General features: G+C 35.8%; 12 protein-coding genes and 1 pseudogene. 1 reads left to right on the plus strand and 12 read right to left on the minus strand.

Annotated features, from left to right (window positions below; all coding sequences use genetic code 11):
• Nucleotides 1-248: 248 nt before the first annotated feature.
• The 8 genes and pseudogenes from JNUCC25_RS17220 to uxaC form a co-directional block, all read right to left on the minus strand.
• Nucleotides 249-2,654, minus strand: a complete 2,406-nt coding sequence (locus JNUCC25_RS17220; RefSeq protein WP_454222199.1) for a TIM-barrel domain-containing protein — start codon at nucleotides 2,652-2,654, stop codon at nucleotides 249-251.
• A gap of 108 nt (nucleotides 2,655-2,762) precedes the next feature.
• On the minus strand, nucleotides 2,763-4,157 hold the full coding sequence (locus JNUCC25_RS17225) for a glycoside-pentoside-hexuronide (GPH):cation symporter (RefSeq protein ID WP_029323210.1): 1,395 nt from the start codon (nucleotides 4,155-4,157) through the stop codon (nucleotides 2,763-2,765).
• Between the two features lie 145 nt (nucleotides 4,158-4,302).
• Nucleotides 4,303-5,706, minus strand: a pseudogene (gene larC, locus JNUCC25_RS17230) (nickel pincer cofactor biosynthesis protein LarC).
• The gene (gene larB, locus JNUCC25_RS17235) at nucleotides 5,687-6,457 is read right to left on the minus strand and encodes a nickel pincer cofactor biosynthesis protein LarB (RefSeq protein WP_013058126.1); all 771 of its coding nucleotides are present in this window, start codon (nucleotides 6,455-6,457) and stop codon (nucleotides 5,687-5,689) included. The pseudogene larC and the gene larB overlap by 20 nt, the downstream one beginning before the upstream one ends.
• Nucleotides 6,458-6,504: 47 nt before the next feature.
• A complete protein-coding gene (gene larE, locus JNUCC25_RS17240; RefSeq protein ID WP_057273636.1) occupies nucleotides 6,505-7,314 on the minus strand; it encodes an ATP-dependent sacrificial sulfur transferase LarE in 810 nt (269 codons plus the stop codon).
• Between the two features lie 36 nt (nucleotides 7,315-7,350).
• Nucleotides 7,351-8,121, minus strand: coding sequence for an SDR family oxidoreductase (locus JNUCC25_RS17245; RefSeq protein ID WP_013058128.1), 771 nt, complete (start codon nucleotides 8,119-8,121; stop codon nucleotides 7,351-7,353).
• Nucleotides 8,105-9,403 (minus strand): lactate racemase domain-containing protein, encoded by a 1,299-nt coding sequence (locus JNUCC25_RS17250; RefSeq protein ID WP_013058129.1) that lies wholly within the window; start codon nucleotides 9,401-9,403, stop codon nucleotides 8,105-8,107. The genes JNUCC25_RS17245 and JNUCC25_RS17250 overlap by 17 nt, the downstream gene beginning before the upstream one ends.
• Before the next feature lie 70 nt (nucleotides 9,404-9,473).
• Nucleotides 9,474-10,877 (minus strand): glucuronate isomerase, encoded by a 1,404-nt coding sequence (gene uxaC / locus JNUCC25_RS17255; RefSeq protein WP_029323217.1) that lies wholly within the window; start codon nucleotides 10,875-10,877, stop codon nucleotides 9,474-9,476.
• A 235-nt stretch (nucleotides 10,878-11,112) separates the two neighbouring features.
• Here uxaC and JNUCC25_RS17260 point away from each other — a divergent pair, with 235 nt between their 5' ends.
• A complete protein-coding gene (locus JNUCC25_RS17260; RefSeq protein WP_013058131.1) occupies nucleotides 11,113-12,300 on the plus strand; it encodes an ROK family protein in 1,188 nt (395 codons plus the stop codon).
• A gap of 498 nt (nucleotides 12,301-12,798) precedes the next feature.
• On the opposite strand, the gene JNUCC25_RS17265 is transcribed toward JNUCC25_RS17260, so the two are convergent.
• The 4 genes from JNUCC25_RS17265 to JNUCC25_RS17280 all read right to left on the minus strand — a co-directional run bounded on the left by JNUCC25_RS17265 (nucleotide 12,799) and on the right by JNUCC25_RS17280 (nucleotide 15,562).
• The gene (locus JNUCC25_RS17265; RefSeq protein WP_098288142.1) at nucleotides 12,799-13,011 is read right to left on the minus strand and encodes a hypothetical protein; all 213 of its coding nucleotides are present in this window, start codon (nucleotides 13,009-13,011) and stop codon (nucleotides 12,799-12,801) included.
• A 500-nt stretch (nucleotides 13,012-13,511) separates the two neighbouring features.
• Nucleotides 13,512-13,817 carry a hypothetical protein gene (locus JNUCC25_RS17270; protein ID WP_029323225.1) on the minus strand — a complete coding sequence of 102 codons (306 nt, stop codon included), beginning with the start codon at nucleotides 13,815-13,817 and terminating at the stop codon, nucleotides 13,512-13,514.
• Between the two features lie 239 nt (nucleotides 13,818-14,056).
• Complete coding sequence (locus JNUCC25_RS17275; protein WP_078082022.1) at nucleotides 14,057-14,710, minus strand: ABC-2 transporter permease; 654 nt, start codon at nucleotides 14,708-14,710, stop codon at nucleotides 14,057-14,059.
• Entirely contained in the window at nucleotides 14,711-15,562 is an 852-nt protein-coding gene (locus JNUCC25_RS17280) for an ABC transporter ATP-binding protein (protein ID WP_454222204.1), read from the minus strand.
• Nucleotides 15,563-15,668: the final 106 nt, after the last annotated feature.

Here is a 15,668-nt window from a genome sequence, read left to right on the forward strand (position 1 = left end):
TTTTTAGATAGAGCTAGGTAAAACCGGTACGATTTTCTCGATATAAGACTTTAAGAGCTATAAACTGAGGGAATAATGAAGTCTTTATTCACGCAGACCCTAGGTAGAGGCTTGAAACAGAGTCTTCTAGGCATACAATTTTTGATACTTATCGCTGTAAATAAATCTTTTTTACTCAACTGCGCTATAAATGTAGAAATAAAAACAACTAGACCCTATAGTAGCTATAGGGTCAATGATTATATTTATTAACAGCTCAGATTATAACTAAATGTTCCTTTTCCAACATTTTGATCTAATCCATTGATAGTTAGCTTGCGCTGCTCTTTTTCCGGAAGGTGAAACGTAATCTGGTTATAAGGCAATTCATAAGAACCTTCCTTGTTAATGTTTATTTGAATCTCATCTTCTGTAGTTTCCATATCAACATGAATGTACGCAAATGTGTGCAAATATTCGTTTGTTAACCCATCATCTTCATATAAGCTATAAGAAGATTTCCCTTTCCCTCTACAAGGAAATAATAAAAATCCTCTTTCATCCATATTCTTCGTTGAAAAAGTTACTTCTGCTTCATTAATCGGGATGATTGCTCCCGCCTTAGCTAGCAGCGGCGTATAGTGTAAAGGTGCAGGAATTTCAACCTTTTTTCCCCCTTCATACCACGTTCCAACATGAAAATCGTACCATCCTCCAGGATTATTTGGCAAATACACTTCTCGCTCTTTCTTTCCTTTTTCAACAACGGAAGCAACCAGCAGAGAATCGCCTAGCATAAAGTCGTCATTTTCTTCAAAGGTAGTTTCATCATGTTCAAAATCATAAAAAGTAGGCCTTATAATAGGATGGTAGCTATTAGAGGTTTCGCGCAACTCACTATAAATATATGGAATTATTTTTGTTCTAAATTTAATTAATTCTCTAATTGAGTCTAGAACTTCAGGATACATCCAAGGTTCATTAACTGTCTCGTCATCGTTCCAAGAGTGGATAGTGAATCTCGGATGAACAATTCCATTTTGTATCCATCTTACGAATAATTCAGGTTCAGGAGCAGGGCCAGAAAATCCACCTACGTCATGTCCAAAATTATAAATACCGGATAAACTTAGCCCTATCCCCATCTTGATATTGAATTTTAACGTTTTCCAACTGGTGCGATTATCGCCTGTCCATGTTTGCACATAACGATGCATTCCCACAGAGCCGGATCGTGATATTAAATAAGGACGCAACCGAGGGTTATGTTCCAACTGTGCTTCATAGGAAGCCTTCATCATAAGCAGTGGATGAAGTGCACGAATCAGTTCAAACTCTTTATTGTTCCCAAAACCGTGACAGATGGCTTCCTTACTCCAGATTTCAAATTCATTATTATCATTCCAAGTGGAATCAATTCCATAATCCAATAGCTTTTCTTTTACTTGCCCTTTCCACCAGTCGTAGGTTTCTTTATTGGTAAAATCTAAATAAGCACCTATTTCATCCCAAAATTGTGCCATTTCAGGTTCTTCTTTATGACTATTTGTTATAAACATCTTTTTTTCTTTTAACTCATTAAATAAGGGATGATCTTTTAATAAACAGGGCTTAATATTTGCACATAAACGTAAACCCTTATCATGAAAGTCGTTTACCATCTTTTTTGGTGAAGGAATTTTTGATTGGTTCCAATTAAATACATAACGCTTATCTTCAATTGACGTATAGCCCGACGACAATTGGAATGAATCACATAAGATATCATGTTTTTCACACAGCTTTAAGAATTCGTTTAACTGCATTTGTGCATCTGGAGCATCGGTATAACTCATTGTCGATCCAGAATACCCCAAGCTCCACTTCGGTGGAAAGATTGTTTGTCCAGTTAACCATGAAAATTTCCGAGTAACATCTTTAACTTTTGGGCCTCCAATAATATAGTAATCTAAATCACCTTGTTTAGCTTGATAGTATCTGTATAGCTCATGATAGTTATCGAGTTCCGTACCTAGTTCGAAAATTGAACTGGACAAATTATCATAGAAGACCCCAAATGAGAATCCTGTTTCTCTATGCCTTGTGATGTAAAAAGGAATATGTTTATAAAGAGGATCGCTATATTCTGCATCATACCCCATTGCATCAATTGCTTGCATTCGATAGCGCTTTCCATGTTTATCAACTGATCCTGTCTTTTCTCCTAATCCAAAATATTGTTCACCTAAATCACGCTTTAAATAATGAACGATCCCCTCACCAAGTGAACCATCAAAATTATACGCCTGAGTTTTTCGGTCATTCGCAAAATTCACCCACCCAGAATCCTCACGGTAAAACCAGCTAATCTTAAATCCATTTAAATCAACATTAAGCTTTAATGCTGAAGTTTCTACGGTACATTCACCGTTATTATTACTAAACTCATAGCTTGGTAGTGAAAAACCGCTTGTATCCAAACGTTTGCGCCCCTCCAATGGAACATCTGACTGCCCGGGTGCGACACTCCAAGTTTTATCTAGTTGTAATTCCTCACCGTCTGTAAACAAAATCCTGATAATATCTGTTTCAAGTATCATAATTTTCGCATATATGTTATTCTCTGCTAGTTCAAATTGAAGAATGTTATCAGTTTCATTTATGAAAGTAAATTGATAATTTTCCTTAATACTCATGTGGTATCTCCTTTACTATGCATGTATTATAAAATAGTGTGTCAAGCTGCTTCCTAATAAAAGTTTATAAATATTGTCTTTAGTAGCCCCTATTCAAAATACTTTTTATCAAATTTTTTTAAAGCTGCTTCTCTCTTTCAAGTCGGCAACAATTTTACTGTATAAATTATCTGTAAGGTTATAAAAGAAAAATAAAATGATTAATCCAATAATATTAAGAGCCGCCGGAGCAAGAAATAATAACCCCTTAAGACCTAACAATGTATCTGAAGACTGCTGAATATTTGGAACGTACCCAATTAAGCTCAGTGCAACTCCTGGAATAAAACCTGCCAAAGCCTGCGCAAGCTTTCGGAAGAAACTGTATGTTGAGTAAACAATGCCTTCTGTACGTTCTCCCGAATTCCACTCATGATAGTCGATGGAATCAGCAATCATTACCCACGGTAGACCAAGCGCAAATGCTAATGCAAAGTTTCCTAATGAAAAAACAGTTAAAAACGTTACTGTACTCGTTGGTAATATAAAATTTAAAACGTCACAGGCAATGCAAACTAAAAGCCCAAGCATGAATGTATTTTTCTTCCCTATTCTTTTTACCATTGCCGGAATGAACATTGAACCAACTACAGCAAGCCCTATACTCAAAAAGGAAAGTATTGCCATTAATTCTGGGCTTTTTAAATTATACTCCAAATAGTACAACTGAACAGCGTTGCGAATATTGGAAGAAGCAATCATGAATAACGCTGCTAAACACAATACAATAAGAGGACGGTTTGAAAACAATGCTTTGAATAGTTTAGATAAAGGCACCTTTTCTTTTCTTGGGGCTCTAATAACGTTTTCTTTAGTATTACGATAGCAAATTAAATGAAACAAAATTCCGAATATTGACATCACAGATATAGCTACGATGTACCCGACTTCTTTATTAGCAAACTGTAGCACAATAGGAATTACCACTACTCCTGAAATAAGAAGAGCTGTTTGACTACCAATTGCTCTAAATGAACCCAAAGATGCACGGTCAATTGGATCTTGTGTCATCGCTGCAGACAAAGAACCATATGGGATATTAACAAATGAATAGGCTAGCCCAAATCCCATATAGGTGGCAAATGCCCAAACAATCTTTCCGGTGTCTGAAAAGTTTGGAGCCAAAAACGAGATGACCGTCATTAATGCTAGAGGAACTGTTCCCCATAAAATGAAAGGTCGGAACTTTCCTCTTTTTGAGATATTTGTTCTTGAATCTACAAATGCACCAACACTTGTATCTGCAAACGCGTCAAATATTTTAGAAATTAAAAATACTAGCCCTCCCCAGTAAGCAGAGATTCCCAAAACATCTGTATAAAATTTCAGAAGGTATAACTGTCCCATATCAAACATAAGTCCGTTACCAATATCACCAAAACCATAAGACATCTTTTCTTTGAAAGTTAGCTTTTTAGAAACCGTAACTACTGGCCTTTTACTTGGAACCACTGGTAATGCCATATAACTATCCCCTCTTTCTCCCATTTACAATCCCCTTTTGTAAACCCTTTCATTAAGAAGTAGACATAGATGTTTCAATATTTAAAATCTATCACACTCCTTTCAGATGTCTCTTTTTAAGTTAGTAGCCCACAAACTTAAAGCATCAATTTTCTCTTTTCTTTAACTCTTTCCACACTTGTTCATATACTTTTTTTAAAGGAACGCTGTAAGTCTCAGCAATGAACTTACAATCTTCAAATTCTGGTGCCCTTTGTACAACTTCACCTTTCATAAGTCCGGTTTTTACTGTAACGCTTCCCCATTCGGTTTCTACTTTATGGAATTCTCGTTCCAGCCGGTGAACCGACAATGGATAATAGCGAATTCCCAAAGTTGTTGTTTCCTGAAATAAAATCTCCTTTATTTTATCTACATATGCCTCTGCACAAAGCAGCTGAAGTAAAACACCTGGTCTGTTTTTCTTCATGTAAATAGGCGTGTAAAAGACGTCGTTGGCTCCGGACTCTAAAAGCAAGTCCATAATATATCCCAGTAATTCGCCAGAAATATCGTCAAGATTCACTTCCATTTTTATCATTTTACGATCGATGTGCTCCAAGTTAGGAGGAATGTGTGAAGACAAAATAGTCTCTCCTTTCTTTTAGTTCCTGTTTACTTTGAGATAGGATACTTCAGACTTTCAATTTTCCTCACCAATAATTACTCGGAGCACATTAGGATGTTTTTCAAAATCTTTTGTTCCTGCTCCATACCCCACTGATTGTACTGTCATGGAAGGAACTGTACAGAATTCTTCTGAAAGCACTGATACAATAGCTGCACCTGTAGGCGTGGTTAACTCGCTTTTTATATTGCTTTGCTGAAGAGGAACACCTTTTAATATTTCTAAAGTAGCAGGTGCAGGGATTGGATAAATCCCATGATCAATATGTACTTTACCAGCACCTACACAAACAGGTGATGATTTTATTTTTTGAATTTCTAGTTTGTTTATCAAAATAGAAGCTCCTACAATATCTATAATCGAGTCTACAGCTCCGACTTCGTGAAAGTGTACTTTTTCTAAAGAAATACCGTGAATAAGACCTTCAGCTTCCCCAATTTTTCTAAAAATTTTCAACGAAGTTTCTTTCACTTCTTGAGATAATTGACTTCCGTCGATCAGCTTTACAATATCTTGGTAGGCACGATGACTATGGTGATGGTGATGGCTGTGTTCGTGATGATCGCTATGTTCATGCTTGTGATGATGGTCGGTATGTTCATGTTCGTGATTGTGGTCGACATCTTCATGTTTATGATTATGTTTATGATCATGCTGATGGCCATCCGCATGATCAACTGTTTCCGCTAACTCTACATCAAGCTTCGTACTAGAGATTCCATTTTTCACAACTTTTCTCCAGCTCAATTTATACTCTTCACAAATATTTAGTTTTTGAAGCTCCTCTTCTAAAAGAGTTGAATCTCCTCCAGCATCAATAAGTGCACCAATGAACATATCACCACTAATGCCTGAAAAGCAGTCAAGATAAAGCGTTCTCATTATGTTTAGCTCCTTTTTGAATTAATCGGTGAATCAAAGCAGCGTTGTAAGCAGCGCCGAACCCATTATCAATATTAACTACGCTAATTCCGGAAGAACATGAATTTAGCATAGTTAATAAAGCTGATAATCCATTAAAATTTGCTCCGTAACCAATGCTAGTAGGTACAGCAATGACAGGATGAGAAACCAACCCACCAACAACGCTTGGAAGAGCTCCTTCCATCCCAGCTACTACCACTGTCACAGTAGCATTTTGAATCTCATCAATATTATTTAAGAGTCGATGAATACCAGCTACTCCTACATCATAAATACGGCGAACTTTACACCCGAGTATTTCTGCAGTTACTGCAGCTTCTTCTGCCACAGGCAAGTCAGAGGTTCCTGCACAAACAATGGCAATATATCCTTCAAAAAAAGAATCCTGATCCGAGTCCTTCCAAAAGAGAATTTTTGCTACCTCGTTATATGCAAAACTTGGGCATGCTTCAAGCACTTGATTTGCTTTTTCTTTTGATATTCGCGTCACAAGCACCGACTTATCTTTCAGTTGCAGCGCTTTAATAATAGAAATGATTTGTTCGGCTGTTTTCCCTTCACCAAATACTACTTCTGAAAAACCTTGACGTTTTTTTCGATGATAATCTACCTTAGCAAAACCTAGATCCTCATATGTAGCTAACTCTTTTTCAGCATCTGCCACAGTTAGTTTCCCTTGCTGAACTTGTTTCAAAATTTCTTTTATCATTGTTCGTCACACACCTTAGATTGTTTATTCAGTGAAGTTTAGTGTCACTATTCCACTTTGGATAAGGCTTGATTCATGCTACCACTTTGATAACCAGTCAAATCTAATGTAATATATTTATAGCCTAGTCCCTTCAATTTCTTAGTAATGATATTATTTTTTTCCATAATAAAGTTCATATCCTGAGGTTCCACTTCAATTCTAGCAATCTCTTTATGGGTTCGAACTCTCACTTGACCAACACCTAGCTCTTTTAAATAGGCTTCTGCTTTTTCTACTTTGGTTAATTTTTCTTTCGTAATATACTCACCGTAAGCAATTCTAGAAGATAAGCAAGCAAATGAAGGCTTATTCCAAGTTGGTAACTCTAATTGCTGAGATAACTCTCTAATTTCTTTTTTAAACAAATTAGCCTCTAGTAGAGGTCCTCGTATTCCTTTTTCCTTTGCAGCCTTCATGCCAGGTCGGTGTTCATTCATATCATCCGCTATAGCACCATATACAATCGTTTTAAATTGGTATTCTTCAATAATTGGCTTCAGATGATCAAATAAGCTACTTTTACAAAAATAACATCTATTTTTGTTGTTTTCCGAATAGCCTGGAATAGCTAATTCTGATGTCTCAATGATCTGATGCCTTACCCCAATTTGCCTTGCTAGCACCTTGGCTTCTTCCAGTTCACTTGATGGATAGGTCTCCGAATCTGCAGTTACTGCAATCACATTTTCATTTCCTAATGTTTCAACAGCCACTTTTAATAAGAAAGTGCTATCGACTCCTCCGGAGAAAGCTACAACAACTGATTCCATATCTCGAAGAATAGAAGTTAAAATCTCGTATTTTTTGCCCAACATGTTCTTATCCTCCCGTCTTTGACAATCTTCTTACTTTTAAATTGTCATGCTTCCAAATCCACCATCAACCCGTATTAGCGTTCCTGTTACAAAACTAGAAGCCTTTTCTGAAGAAAGCCAAACAGCTGCTCCTTGTAGTTCTTCTGGCTTACCAAACCGCTTCATAGGTGTATGTCCCATAATTGAATCTACCCTCTGTGAACTTAGTAATTTTTTATTTTGTTCTGCTGGAAAAAATCCAGGAATAATTGCGTTGACTCGAATACCGTTCGGAGCTAACTCTCTAGCTAAAAATTGCGTTACACTATTAAGACCGGCTTTTGACACAGAATACGTAAATACTTTAGATAACGGAGTAGTCGAAGAAACAGAAGAAATATTAATAATACTGCCTTTTCTTTTTTGTTCGATCATTTTTTCAGCAAAAATTTGACACGTAAGTACAACCCCTTTTAGATTGACATCCATAATATCATCCCATTCGTCCATATCTAGCTCAAAAAAAGGAGTTCCACTATTTTTACCAGGAGCGTTAAGAAGAATATCCCATCCTCCTGACCATTTTTCAATTGCACTAGCTACTTCAATTAAGGATTCACGAGCACTGACATCAGCTTGAAAAGCTTTTGCTTTTCCTCCATTACGTTCTATTTCCTTCACTACATCTTCTGCTTTTTCTAAATTACGTCCTACAATAGCAACTGTTGCTCCATGATTAGCTAGTCCTATCGCTATAGATGAACCTAAAACACTATTTCCACCAATTACGACTGCAGTTTTTTTAGTTAAATCAAATAATTGTTTCATTTCTGTCCTCCACTCTCAAAAAATTTCCTTCTTTATTAAATGATATAGAATACAGCTCTGAACTTTGTTGCATATGAGGATGAGAATGGATATGATTTAGCAATGCCTCAGAAACCTCAATTTCACTTAGCTCTAACGTATTTTTAATTCGCACCATCTTTACTTGAGTAAAGTCTAATATATTACTCGTTTTAATAGCTGCCTGAATGGCTTGGCGATCATTAGGTAACGTAGTAGGTATTTTTGTAGGCGCCACAACTGTTGAAGTTAAGCCATTGGCGTACATAAATTCTAGGTTTGCTTTATCTACTAATCTTTGAGTTGTAAAGTCTGCAGTTCCGACTCCATTTGCATTTCCTTCTGTTTGGGGAGTCAAGTCCAAAACAACCATCTTATTAACGGCCGGTCCGCCATGAGCATATGGAGTTGGATAGCGTCCTGTGACATTAGGATCCATTCCATCCCCACTAATATTTTTACCAATTTCATCAATAACCAGCACGTCTAGCTCATCAAAGTACAGTTTCGGTAAAAGCTGTTTAGCTATAATTTGTAGATTCGTCTCTTTATCCTCAATTTGTTCAGACGGCAATACTTCTATTACAGCTACTTTATCAAATGAGTTTTCAATACTAGCAATGCCAAATAGAACAGGAAGTTCTTGCATAATAACTTTAGCCATTGCAGGAACGTTTTCAGCCATATATTTAAATCCTAGCTGATGGCAAGCTTCTGCCCCTTTTTGTTTTCCTAAACCAATGCTAATCATTTTCATGAGACCACTTTCCACTGGACCGCGAAAAGCTGTATGTGGTTTTATTCGATTTACAACGATAATTCCATCAGCTTTTGAAGCATGCTTATCTACAAAGACAGGTAATCCATTGGATAATTGTCCAATTTCCACTACCTCCATTGAAGAACGAATCTCACATTGTACACTCTCTTCGGTTATTCCAAGATGGCGTAAAACTTCTTGCTGGCCTTCAGCAGTTGCTCCGCCATGACTACCCATGCTTGGAACAATAAAAGGATTAGCTCCAAGTCCTTTTAAGAATTGTACTGTGGTAGCTGTCATTTCGACTATTTGATCAAGCCCTCTACTACCTACTGCAATGGCAATTTCCATTCCAGGTGTTATTCTTCTTTTTATGTTTTCTTGATTTAATTTTTCCGTTAATACATGTTGAACGTCATGAATTTTTGTATCATCAAATGCCACTTGTACCTTGGCCATTTTAGGAATAGGAATATCTTTTAATAAATCTTGCAAAATACCCATCTTTTTCTCTCCTTTCTTTTAATCTGTAACATTAGAATTATCCGTAATAAGAAAAAGAACTTTATTCATGTTAACGTTGTAAAAAGTATCTCTCTGCGTTGTAATAAGAAATATTTTCAATCAGCGCTTGCAGAACTGTAGAATCATTGGGAACCTTTCCTTGCTCTACCCATTCGCCAATTAAATTGCATAGTATTCTACGAAAATAATCATGTCTTTCATAGGAGAGAAAGCTGCGAGAGTCTGTCAACATACCGATAAAATGACTGAGTAACCCAACGTTAGCAAAATCTTTCATTTGTCTCTCCATTCCATCAATGTGGTCGTTAAACCACCAAGCTGTCCCAAACTGAATTTTTCCAGGAACGCCATTTTCATAAAAATTCCCCATCATAGCGGCAAGTACAGGATTATCTTTAGGGTTCAAATTAAATAACACGACTCTCGGAAGCGCATCTTCTTGATCAAGCGCATTCAGAAATTCCGATAATCCTCGTGCGATATCAGCTTCTCCAATTGAATCAAACCCTGCATCCGCTCCTAAAAGGTTTTTCATTTTTGTATTGTTGTTTCGCATAGCTCCGATGTGTAGTTGCATTACCCATTGTTTGTGAGCGTACATTTTTCCTAGTTCTTTTAAAAGAAACGATCGGTACTTAATTAACTCATCTTGTGAAAGAAGTTCGTCATTCATACGTCTCGTAAAAATTATTTCCGCTTCTGCTAGAGTCACCTCTTGGTATTTCATGTAAGGAATATCATGATCCGCTGCTCTTCCCCCATTATCATGAAAATAATCAACTCGCTGTTTAAGAGCTTTAATTAAAGTTGCTAAAGATGTTACTTGTTTCTGAGCTACGTGTTCAAGGTTCTTGATCCATCTCTGAAAAGTTGGACGTTCAATAAACATTGCTCCATCAGGACGAAAGGTTGGAACAACTTTTGTTTCAAACGTAGAATTTTGCTTTAGCAATTGATGATATTTAAGAGTAGAGGTAGGATCATCCGTAGTCCCTATAAATTGTACATTAGATTTCTTAATTAACGATTGAGGTGTAAACTCGGCACTTTGCAGTTTTTCGTTGCATTCGTTCCAAATTTCAAGTGCCGTATCCGGGCTAAGCCTTTTATCAATATTAAAAAAATTCTTTAATTCCATATGAGTCCAGTGGTACAACGGATTTCCAATTAAAGAGGGCACCGTTTCTGCCCAAGCAAAAAATTTTTCCCAATCACTAGCTTCTCCCGTAATGAAATGCTCAGCTATACCATTCATTCTCATTGTTCGCCACTTGTAATGATCTCCTGCTAACCACAGCTGAGTAAGGTTTTTATATTGTTTGTTTTCTAAAATCTCTTTTGGGTCTAAATGGCAGTGAAAATCAAAGATCGGCATTTCTTTAGCAATGTATTTATATAACTTAACAGCTGTAGGTGTGTATAGTAAGAAATCGTCTGCTAAAAACTCTTTCATGTTATTTTCCTCCTAAGGAAACAAAATTGACTTTATGGCTAAAAGGATATGTAAACACTTTCATTTTCTGTTATAATTAATTTGTTCGTTTACTAAACTAATTAATTATAGAAATAATTTAGCATGTATACAAAATTCAGTCAATTAAATATTTTAAATTTTACAATTAATATTTTTCCACACGAAGATGCTATAATAAAAAAACAATGTCAACGAAAATTTGGAGGATATATTTATGCCTAACGGTGATGCAGCTTATATCAAAAAATTAAATCGATCTTTAATTATTAGCAAAATTGTAGAGGCAGGAATGATTTCACGAGCTGAATTGTCTAAGGTTACAGCATTAACAAAAGCTACTATTTCAGCACAAGTTGCAAGTCTACTTGAAGAAGATATTATTATTGAGACACAGCAAGACTATTCAAACGTTGGAAGAAAGCCTATAATGTTATCTTTGAACGAAACGGCAGGATATGCACTAGGAATTGATCTAGATTATGGTCAAATCTCATTTACTCTTTCTAATCTTCTTGGACGTCCAGTTTCTTCAGATAAAGTCAAAATACACGATACAAATTACTCAAATATACTTAGTGTATTAGTAAAAAAAATTAATGAATATAAAGATAAATGTCTTATGTCTAGATACGGCCTGATTGGTATAGCTATTTCGATACATGGTCTTGTTACCACTGATGAAATTATTCACTACATCCCTAGGTTGCAGTGGCATGAAATTGCTTTAAAAGAAGACTTAGAAGCAGCAGTAAAGGTGAATGTTTATCTTGAAAACAATGCAAATTTACTAGCTTTTGCTGAACGAGCTTATACACATCATAAATCTGATAACTTAGTATGTATAACGCTTCGTTCAGGTATAGGTCTTGGAATCTTAATAAACAACAAATTATCTAAAGGTCATGATGGCTATGCAGGAGAAATTGGTCATATGATTGTTCAACCAAATGGAGAGCTTTGTGCCTGTGGAAACAAAGGATGCTGGGAGAAATATGCATCTGAGTCAAGCTTTTTAAAGAACCTTTCCCAAAGAAAACAAGTTCGTAATATGTCTTTTAAACATATTGAAGAAGAGCTTAATAGAAAAGATATTGAAACCCATCAAGAAATGGAGAATTTTATTCATTACCTTTCAATTGGTTTGAATAATGTCATTAATATCTACAATCCTGAAATTTTAATTATCGATAGTGAATTACTTTCTCGATACCCAGATTCTATACAAAAAATTAAGAGCAGCCTTTCTTCCTCTATAAGTCACTACCGTGAATTATTAATCTCCTCAACTGGAAAAAAGGCATATGAATTGGGTGCATGCGCATTAGTAATTAAGCATTTCCTTGAAATTACAATGCCAAACTTGGTATATTCCGAGTCAACAGAAAGCTCCCTTTTAAAATAAGTACCATCTACATTTCAGCTTGTATAGTAAGAGTAATTAAAGATAAATGTTTTTACCTTCGAAAAAAGAAATGAAAGATTAATTAAGACTTTCAACCTTCCTAATAAAGAAAGTAAAATGATTGTAGCATGAGCTTAAACTAAAACCGGAGCTATCTTACCTAGACAGCGATTAAGAATTGCCTCCTACTTGCTAGGAGGCAATTCTTTTACTTCTATATCTAATCACCATAATAAAACTCCAAAAGGTTTAGGATAGATAACAAGATGATCAAAATAACCAAAACAACCAAAACTCCTCCTATTCATACCCTGCTTGCTTCTTTTGGGGATGTTTTTTGTTTTTCATGAGCATAAAAAACCAGTTTTCGAAAGGCAATATGCAGTAAAATAACGAAGGCAAACATACCAATCTTTGCAAAAATAAACAGATCATCACATCTATTTCATCACATCTATTTCAACAGAATAAACAACTAGAGGGCATTCGGTATATAGATTAGCTATGAAACTTTTTATTTCCTTTTTTCTTTTGGTACTCTATAAAAAATGAGACCGGGATTGCACCAATACCTATACCTATTGAAATAAACAGCGCCTGGTTTAGCTGAAGACTCGTATTTCCTGCTGCTTTACTATACATCATAAAACATACGAAGCTTAAAAAGCCTATAGCAAAGGGAATCAACAGATGCTTATACCTTTTCGTCATCTTATGCTCCTTTCTATGCCCTGCCTAGACCCACTACATCATGTGTAAGTTTTTCTCGTCACCTTCAGCGGAGAGTCTTAGTACATCGTTTATTTATAAGCACTTTTTTTAGATTGAGAGATGCGCTTAACATTATGTATCTATCATTCTTTTATAAAAAGTAACTTCCTAAAATAAAGCTGGCTAAAAGAGCGACTACAGCTACTCCTCTCAATATATAGCTTTGGCTTTCACTTTCACTCAAAGGTTTCCCCTTTCTTTTACTTATAACAGGATGAATATAAAAAAGAGAAAAGAAACCCCACACCTGCTGCTAAGGTTATGAATATTTCCAAATTAAAACATCTCCTTTTTCTTCTTTTTTTCTTGTTAAACAAGTCTCTTTAAGGAAAAGCAAATAGTTAGCAGCGTTTCTCCAGAAAATACAAACCACCTTGAAATTGCACAAAAATAAAAAAGCAGGATTTCTCCTGCCTTTTTGCATATGTAATTCCTCTTCACTATGTCAACTCAGCGCTTTTAGCGAGCATAAAAGCAGAGATACTAAACAAAACAATAAATAAAGAAGCGGCATGTAACAGTAAAAAAAGAAATTTTTGACCGCCTTTAATGAAGAGCGAATAAATCATTCCTAGGATTGTTACTAAGATTAAAAGTGCTGCTGCTATTTTAATTACTATAGCAAAGAAAGCTCCTGCAAATACAATTGACGGAATAAAAGATGCTACAATAACGATATACAAAATCAGTGTAGCAATAAAAGCGTTTTTTGATACGTTTGAAGCCTGTTTAAACAAATTCCCCATATAATCTCCTTTCCCATTTTAAAACTGCATCTTTTACTATAATACATGTGCATAGAGGACACAATTAACTTTTTTTAAAGTGCTCATCACTTAAGCTTTATCGCCAATCATATTCGTTATATTTTTGAAATCTTGTTTGCTTAGTTTATCAAATGTTGTGGCTGTTTTTTGTTTGAAGTATTTGTTGATAAATAGCCTTGAAGAACGCTTTGTAGTATTTACTTTAAAAACAATTCATACTAAAATTCTCTCTTCCGGTAGATAGACAGCGCAATAAAGTAAGAAGCAATATACATTACCATCCCAAAAAGAGTATATAAGATAGGAACATGCAAAGAAGAAGCGATCGGTAAGCTTGATGCCGCTAATATCTCGACGAAATAACCAACAGCTCCCTGTAAAGCAATTGCAACGAAAAGGCCGCCCATTCCACCTCCAAGTACTATTCCGTCAGATTTCTCTGCCCCGAATACGTAAAGAAGCGGATAAGCAAGTGCACCTGCAAAAAGTACGATAAATGTACCAAACGCAACGATATTTACTATATCCTCTACTGCACTCTTGGAAATAAGCGAATACATTGAAAAAACACCATAGGATAGGATGGTTCCGCTGACGACAATTAAAAAGTAAAAAACATAGTGACTTTGCACCACATTTTTTCGACTAACCGGAAGAGTAAGCACGTATTTGTCATAGCCGGTCTTACTTTCTAATTTGATCACTTCAAGCACTGGCATTGCCATCAATAAAATAATTAACATCGCTATAATACGGTAAAATGAAGGATCCGCAAAATAAAAGATGACCGCAGAAATAACTATGGCGAGCGCTGTGTACGTCAAAAAGCTTCGGTGAATGAGGTAGTAGTTCGTTAACAACAGACCTCTCATTTATCTTTCACTCCTTGTTAAAAGCACGCTTAGTTCTTCCATCGACATCGGTTCAGTTAAAGTTCTATCTGGCAGCTGATGCTTATCTGATACTAGTACGGGGATAGATTTATCATACGTTCTTTTTGCCACGACTATATCTTCTGGAAGTAAGTTCAGCTGTTCTTCATTCATAACGGCAATTGCATACTCCCGAAAAACTTTCTCTTTTTCTTCATTTAATAAAACCTCACCATTTTTAATCACAACAAGATGAATCGCGATTTTTTCGACGTCGCTTATAATGTGAGACGAAAGTAATATTCCGCTGTTGCCATTGCTGACAAATGCTTTTAATTCATCTAATATTTGCTCTCTAGACGAAGGATCCAGTCCTCCTGTCGCTTCATCTAACAGCAATAATTTAGCACGGTGAGACAGCGCTACAGCTAGAGATAATTTCATCGACATGCCTCGTGAAAACGTATGTATTTTTTTATCTTCTGGCAGTGAAAAAGAACGAATCAACCGGTAAAAATCGGCTTCATCCCAAGAGTTAAATAGACTTTTGAAGACTTTGTTTAGCTGTTTGATAGTTAAAGAAACCGGCAGATTAATCGCATCAAATACCACTCCAATATCTTCTTTAATCGTGGCATTTTTATTCAAATTGTCTTCACCAAATATTTCTACAGTGCCGCTATCTCTCGAAATTAATCCTAGTACTGCTTTAAACGTCGTTGATTTCCCCGCTCCGTTGTCACCAATAAATCCTACAATTGATCCAGGGGGTACATGAAATGAAACATCTTTTAAAACCTCATTTTGACCAAACGATTTTGCTATGTTTCTAACTTCTAAAAGATTTGTCATTTGCTCACTTCACTTTCTCTATTAGTAGTTAGGTGTAATCATAAAAATCAAAGATTTAACCGTTTTGATGATACGAAACATCACCTTTTATTTACAAAAACGACCA

The organism is Priestia sp. JNUCC 25 (assembly GCF_053667915.1).

Bases quoted from the DNA above. Each gene is read 5' to 3' on its own strand.
- JNUCC25_RS17225 (WP_029323210.1), bottom strand. From the start codon at position 4,157: ATGGCATTACCAGTGGTTCCAAGTAAAAGGCCAGTAGTTACGGTTTCT.
- JNUCC25_RS17250 (WP_013058129.1), bottom strand. From the start codon at position 9,403: ATGGGTATTTTGCAAGATTTATTAAAAGATATTCCTATTCCTAAAATG.
- JNUCC25_RS17245 (WP_013058128.1), bottom strand. From the start codon at position 8,121: ATGAAACAATTATTTGATTTAACTAAAAAAACTGCAGTCGTAATTGGT.
- uxaC (WP_029323217.1), bottom strand. From the start codon at position 10,877: ATGAAAGAGTTTTTAGCAGACGATTTCTTACTATACACACCTACAGCT.
- JNUCC25_RS17270 (WP_029323225.1), bottom strand. From the start codon at position 13,817: ATGGGGAATTTGTTTAAACAGGCTTCAAACGTATCAAAAAACGCTTTT.
- JNUCC25_RS17265 (WP_098288142.1), bottom strand. From the start codon at position 13,011: ATGACGAAAAGGTATAAGCATCTGTTGATTCCCTTTGCTATAGGCTTT.
- JNUCC25_RS17280 (WP_454222204.1), bottom strand. From the start codon at position 15,562: ATGACAAATCTTTTAGAAGTTAGAAACATAGCAAAATCGTTTGGTCAA.
- JNUCC25_RS17260 (WP_013058131.1), top strand. From the start codon at position 11,113: ATGCCTAACGGTGATGCAGCTTATATCAAAAAATTAAATCGATCTTTA.
- JNUCC25_RS17220 (WP_454222199.1), bottom strand. From the start codon at position 2,654: ATGAGTATTAAGGAAAATTATCAATTTACTTTCATAAATGAAACTGAT.
- JNUCC25_RS17275 (WP_078082022.1), bottom strand. From the start codon at position 14,710: ATGAGAGGTCTGTTGTTAACGAACTACTACCTCATTCACCGAAGCTTT.
- larE (WP_057273636.1), bottom strand. From the start codon at position 7,314: ATGTTGGGCAAAAAATACGAGATTTTAACTTCTATTCTTCGAGATATG.
- larB (WP_013058126.1), bottom strand. From the start codon at position 6,457: ATGATAAAAGAAATTTTGAAACAAGTTCAGCAAGGGAAACTAACTGTG.